We start from the raw sequence: 5,060 nt of genomic DNA, 5'->3' as shown, positions 1-5,060 counted from the left end.
AGCCTCGGCCCGGGTCCCGGCCTCGGCCCGGGTCCCGGCCTCGGCCCGGGTCCCGGCCTCGGCCCGGGTCCCGGCCTCGGCCCGGGTCCCGGCCTCGGCCCCCGTCCCGGCTTCGGCCGACGCCTCAACTCCGGCCCCCGCTCCAGCCCCCGCCCCCGCCCGCCTCCCACACCGCCCCCGCAGCGCCGCCCCCGCGCACAGCGCGCCCGTCGCCAGTAGTGCCGCCAGGTGTTCCTTGCCCGCCAGGTTGTCCTTGGCGAGTACCTCGGCCACTATCGCCACCGGTACCAGGACCGCTGTCGTACGGGCGCCGTAGCGGGTGGCGACGAAGATCGCGAGGCCGACCACGGCTGCCGAGGGGCCGGTGTCGACGACCAGGGCGTCGGAGGCGGGGAGGCCGAGGGGGGAGTGGGGGCCTAGGGCGATGCCGAGGCGGGCGTAGAGGGTGCCGGCGAGGGTGGCGGTGTAGGCGACGGCGAGGGTGCGGCGGCGGCCGAGGCAGATCTCCGCGATGCCGAACACGCACAGGATCTGCGCCAGCGCGCCCCACACCGGCAGGTCCAGCGCGGGCACGAAGAGGGAGAGCGGGGTACGCAGCAGGGCCAGCCACAGCGGGTCCTGGGCCCGCACCGCGCCCGCCGCCTCCACCGCGCGGAAACCCCAGGGCTGGTTCTGGACGTATTGCAGGAGCGCGGTCAGGGACACCGCCGCGAGCGTCATCGGGACCGCGGGCAGCCCGCCCCGCGCGCGCAGGGCGCCGTACAGCGGCCCCCACTCGGCGCGGGCCCACCGGACCGCCCGGCTCATCCGCGGGCCCTCACCGGTGGGTCTCCAGATGCCTGCGGTGCAGCCACTTGGGCAGCCCCGGCGCCTCCAGGAAGCCTTCCGCGCGGGCCGAGGCCAGGGCGATACGGGGCAGGTCCGCGCTCTTCTCGAAGAGCAGGAAGCGCGGCTCCCAGATGGGCCGGTACTTGGCGTTCGCCCGGTACAGCGACTCGATCTGCCACCAGCGCGAGAAGAAGCTCAGCAGCGACCGCCACAGCCGCAGCACCGGACCCGCCCCGAGCCGCGAGCCCCGCTCGAACACCGAGCGGAACATGGCGAAGTTGAGGGAGACCTGGGCGACCCCGAACTCCCGCGCCCCGCGCAGCAGATCGATGACCATGAACTCCATCAGCCCGTTGTCGGAGTCCCGGTCACGGCGCATCAGATCCAGCGAGAGACCCCCAGGACCCCACGGCACGAAGGACAGCAGCGCCCGCAGCCGCCCCTCGGCGTCCACGCACTCCAGCATCACGCACCGGCCGTCCCCGGGGTCCGCGAGCCGCCCCAGCGCCATGCTGAAACCGCGCTCGGTGGCGCCGTCGCGCCAGTCGTCGGCCCGCTTCACGAGGTACGCCATCTCGTCGGCCGGGATGTCCTCGTGGCGCCGTACCCGCACCTCGTACCCGGCCCGCCGCACCCGGTTGTACGCCTGCCGGACCGTACGCATCGCCCGGCCCTCCAGGGTGAAGTCCGCGACCTCCACGATGGCCTCGTCGCCGAGTTCCAGCGCGTCCAGACCGTGCCGTGCGTACACGGTCCCGGCCTCCTCGCTCGCCCCCATCACCGCCGGGATCCAGCCGTGCGCCCGCGCCTCGGCCAGCCAGGGCGCGATGGCGCCGGGCCAGGCCTCCGGGTCGCCCAGCGGATCGCCGGAGGCGAGGCTGACCCCGCCCACCACGCGGTAGGCGACGGCCGCCTTGCCGGTCGGGGACCACACCACGCTCTTCTCCCGGCGCAGCGCGAAGTAGCCGAGCGAGTCGCGCTCACCGTGCCGGTCGAGGAGCTCCCGCAGCCGCTTCTCGTCGTCCTCGGTGAGCGGGTCGACCGCGCGCCGGGAGCGGAACGCGGCGTAGAGGACGGCGAGCAGCAGGGCGGTGCTGAGCACGTTGATGCTGACGTTCGCCCAGTTGGGCGGGTCGATGCCGGGGAAGTGGGACTCCTCGGCGGCGACCGAGATCAGCCGCAGGGTGCCGTAGTGCCAGCGCTCCAGGAAGGTCGAACGGGTCGCGTCCGGCGCCTGGTTGGTGACCGTCACCAGGAGCCCGGCGAGCAGCGAGGCGGCGAGTCCGCCTCCGCCGGCGACGGTCGCGGCGAGCCGGGGGTTGGCCCGGTCGCCCTTGGCGTAGAACGCCCGGCGCCCGACGAGCAGCGCGGCGACGAACGCGGCCGTCAGGACCAGCGAGACCCAGTTCTGCACGGAGCCGTGGATCTCCGGGAACACCATGGCGAAGGCGAACAGCGCGAGGAACACCCCGCTGAGCACCAGGTTGAGGATCCACGCCGCCCGCTTGCGCCGCCGCATGGTGATCGCCAGGAACGCGGTGAACACCCCGGAGGCGAAGCCCGCCGTCAGTAGATACGGCGTGAACAGGTTCTCCTGGTTGTGGCGGCGCACGTCCTGGCCCAGCGACACCCACACCGCGCTGAGGAAGTTGACGAAGGCGACGGCCCGCAGATACCAGACCGCGCACGCGGCGGCCCGGCGCGACCGTCCGCCGGACCGCCGCCCGGGCTCGGCCTGCGGGTCCACGGCGATTCGGGCGTCTCCCATGACGGGTGATCATATGGGCGCCAAAGCCGTGAAACGCGCTCATCGGCGGACGGGCGCCGCCGATGGCCCGAGGGGTTCACTCCTCGGGCCGCGCGACCTCATCGGCAGCGGCAGCGGCAGCGGCATCGGCGTCAGCGCCGGTGTCAGCATCGGCGCCGGTGTCAGCGCCCGCCCCGCCGGACTCCGCCTTCACCTCCGGCAGCTCGGCGGCCAGCGCCGCGGCCGCCTGTACGAGCGGCAGCGCCAGCAGCGCGCCGACGCCCTCGCCGACCCGCACCCCCTGGTCGAGCAGCGGCTCCAGGGCCATCCGGTCCAGCGCCTTGGCCTGGCCCGGCTCGCCGCTGACATGGCCCGCGAGCCACCAGTCCGGCGCCCGGAACGCCACGCGCTGTCCGACCAGCGCGCACGCGGCGGCCACCACGCCGTCCAGGATCACCGGCAGCTTGCGCACCGCGCACTGGAGCAGGAACCCGGTCATCGCGGCCAGGTCCGCGCCGCCCACCGTCGCGAGCAGCTGGAGCTGGTCGCCGAGCACCGGGCGGGCCCGGCGCAGCGCGTCGCGGATCGCCGCGCACTTGCGCATCCACGCCAGGTCGTCGATCGCGAGGCCGCCGCGCCCGGTCACCACCGAGGCGTCCGTCCCGCACAGCGCGGCGACGAGCACCGCCGCCGCCGTCGTACCGCCCACGCTCAGATCCCCGAGCGCCACCAGGTCCGTACCCGAGTCCGCCTCCTCGTCGGCGACGGCGACACCCGCGCGGAAGGCCGCCTCGGCCTCCTCCAGGGGCAGCGCGTCCTCGACGTCGATCCGGCCACTGCCGCGCCGCACCCGGTGCCGTACGACCTCCGCCGGGAAGGCGTCCGGCGCGCAGTCCACGGACAGGTCCACGACCCGCACCGGCACGCCGAGCCGCCGGGCCAGCACCGCCACCGGGCTCGCGCCCTCCAGCACGCCCCGCACCAGCTCTCCGGCGCCGCCCGCCGGGCGGCCCGAGACGTCGAGCCGGGCGACCCCGTGGTCACCGGCGAAGAGCACCACGCGCGGCCGCTCGACCGGGCGCAGCGGCACCGTGCCGCGCGCGGCGGCCAGCCACTCGCCCAGCTCGTCCAGGCGCCCGAGCGCACCGGGCTTCACGGCCAGGCGCTCCCGGCGGGCCTCGGCCTCGCGGCGTGCGGCGCCGTCCGGGCGCTCGATCAGATCGGAGAACTCGTCCAGATCAATCCTGCTCATTCGCGGAACAGTACCGTCCACGCTCCGCCGCCTCCGCGCCACACCGGCAGCCGATCACCGGCACGTCGTTGCGCCCAAGATCGGTATCCCATACGTTCCGGTTTACCGCGAAATGCCGTACAGGGAGCCGCCCATGCAGCCCTCGTCACCCGCCCCGCAGTCCACCGACGGATTCTCCGGACCGCTGCGCGCGGACTGCCCCTGGTGCGGCTCCCCGAGGCTGCGCACCCGGCTGCGCGCCCCCGACCCGCTGCGGGAGCGCCCAGGCGTCTTCGGGCTCGACGAGTGCGCCGACTGCGCCCACACCTTCCAGAACCCCCGGCTCACCGCCGGCGACCTGGCTACGTACGAGAAGGACGCCTGCGAGAGACATCTGGACCAGATCGCCGCCCGGGTGCTGTCCCCGCGCGCGGTCCACCGCCGGCACCGCGCCACCGCCCGCGCCCTGACCGGCGCCCTGCGCGACCCCGAGAGCTGGCTCGACGTGGGCACCGGACACGGCCGCTTCCCCGAGGCCGCCCAGGAGTTCTTCCCCTACACGAGCTTCGACGGTCTCGACCCCACCGCCCGCGTCGAGAAGGCCCGCTCGGCGGGGCGCGTCGAGGAGGCCCACCGGGGCTTCCTCACCACCCCGGGCGTCACCGAGCGGCTGCGCGCCCGCTACGACGTGGTCAGCATGTTCCACCACCTGGAGCACGTCCCCGACCCGCGCGCCGAACTGCGCGCCGCCCTCACGGTGTTGCGCCCCGGCGGCCATCTCGTCCTCGAAGTCCCGGACCCGGCGAGCGCGTTCGCCGCGCTGCTCGGCAAGTGGTGGCTCCCGCACGGCCAGCCGCGCCACCTCCATCTGCCCCCGCTCGCCAACCTCCGCGCCGAACTGGCCGAACGGGGCTGCGCGATCGTCGGCACCGACCGGGCCGCCGCCCATCTGCCCTACGACCTCACGGCCGCGCTCTCCCTGGCGCTCGCCCACGTTCCCTCGCCCCTGCGCAGGGTCACGTCCCCGGCGCTGACGGCAGCCGCAGGGGCGGAGCTGCTGCTCTCCCCGCTGACCCGGCGGACCCGCTTCGCCAACGCCTGCCGGGTGGTGGCCCGCAAGGAGGGCAGCCCCGGCTGACTCCCGGACCACACGCGGGGGCTAGGGGGTGTCTCGTCGATCAGGCCGGGCTCGCGGCGTCTGGCACCGCACCTCGCCGCGTTGTCGTCGGTCGCCGATGCTCCGCATCGACTCCC

Annotated in this window: 3 protein-coding genes and 1 pseudogene; 1 reads left to right on the top strand and 3 read right to left on the bottom strand. The window is 75.1% G+C overall.

Annotated features, from left to right (window positions below; all coding sequences use genetic code 11):
• Positions 1-126: 126 nt before the first annotated feature.
• From AB0898_RS31695 to cobT, 3 genes and pseudogenes are all read right to left on the bottom strand, one after another.
• Positions 127-807, bottom strand: a pseudogene (locus tag AB0898_RS31695) (hypothetical protein); the annotation flags it as partial.
• 10 nt (positions 808-817) lie between these two features.
• Positions 818-2,596, bottom strand: a complete 1,779-nt coding sequence (locus tag AB0898_RS31690) for a phosphatidylglycerol lysyltransferase domain-containing protein (protein ID WP_366806515.1) — start codon at positions 2,594-2,596, stop codon at positions 818-820.
• A gap of 76 nt (positions 2,597-2,672) precedes the next feature.
• Positions 2,673-3,827, bottom strand: coding sequence for a nicotinate-nucleotide--dimethylbenzimidazole phosphoribosyltransferase (gene cobT, locus AB0898_RS31685; protein WP_366806514.1), 1,155 nt, complete (start codon positions 3,825-3,827; stop codon positions 2,673-2,675).
• A gap of 133 nt (positions 3,828-3,960) precedes the next feature.
• Here cobT and AB0898_RS31680 point away from each other — a divergent pair, with 133 nt between their 5' ends.
• Positions 3,961-4,944, top strand: a complete 984-nt coding sequence (locus AB0898_RS31680; RefSeq protein WP_366806513.1) for a class I SAM-dependent methyltransferase — start codon at positions 3,961-3,963, stop codon at positions 4,942-4,944.
• The last annotated feature ends 116 nt before the right edge of the window (positions 4,945-5,060 follow it).

The organism is Streptomyces sp. NPDC005435 (genome assembly GCF_040703155.1).
In the GTDB taxonomy this organism is placed as follows: domain Bacteria; phylum Actinomycetota; class Actinomycetes; order Streptomycetales; family Streptomycetaceae; genus Streptomyces.
The sequence above is the reverse complement of the archived record's forward strand: the minus strand, read 5'-3'. Positions and strand labels throughout refer to the sequence as shown.

What these genes read in the sequence shown, in the direction of transcription:
- AB0898_RS31690 (WP_366806515.1), bottom strand. Translation starts at nt 2,596, where the DNA reads ATGGGAGACGCCCGAATCGCCGTGGACCCGCAGGCCGAGCCCGGGCGG.
- cobT (WP_366806514.1), bottom strand. Translation starts at nt 3,827, where the DNA reads ATGAGCAGGATTGATCTGGACGAGTTCTCCGATCTGATCGAGCGCCCG.
- AB0898_RS31680 (WP_366806513.1), top strand. Translation starts at nt 3,961, where the DNA reads ATGCAGCCCTCGTCACCCGCCCCGCAGTCCACCGACGGATTCTCCGGA.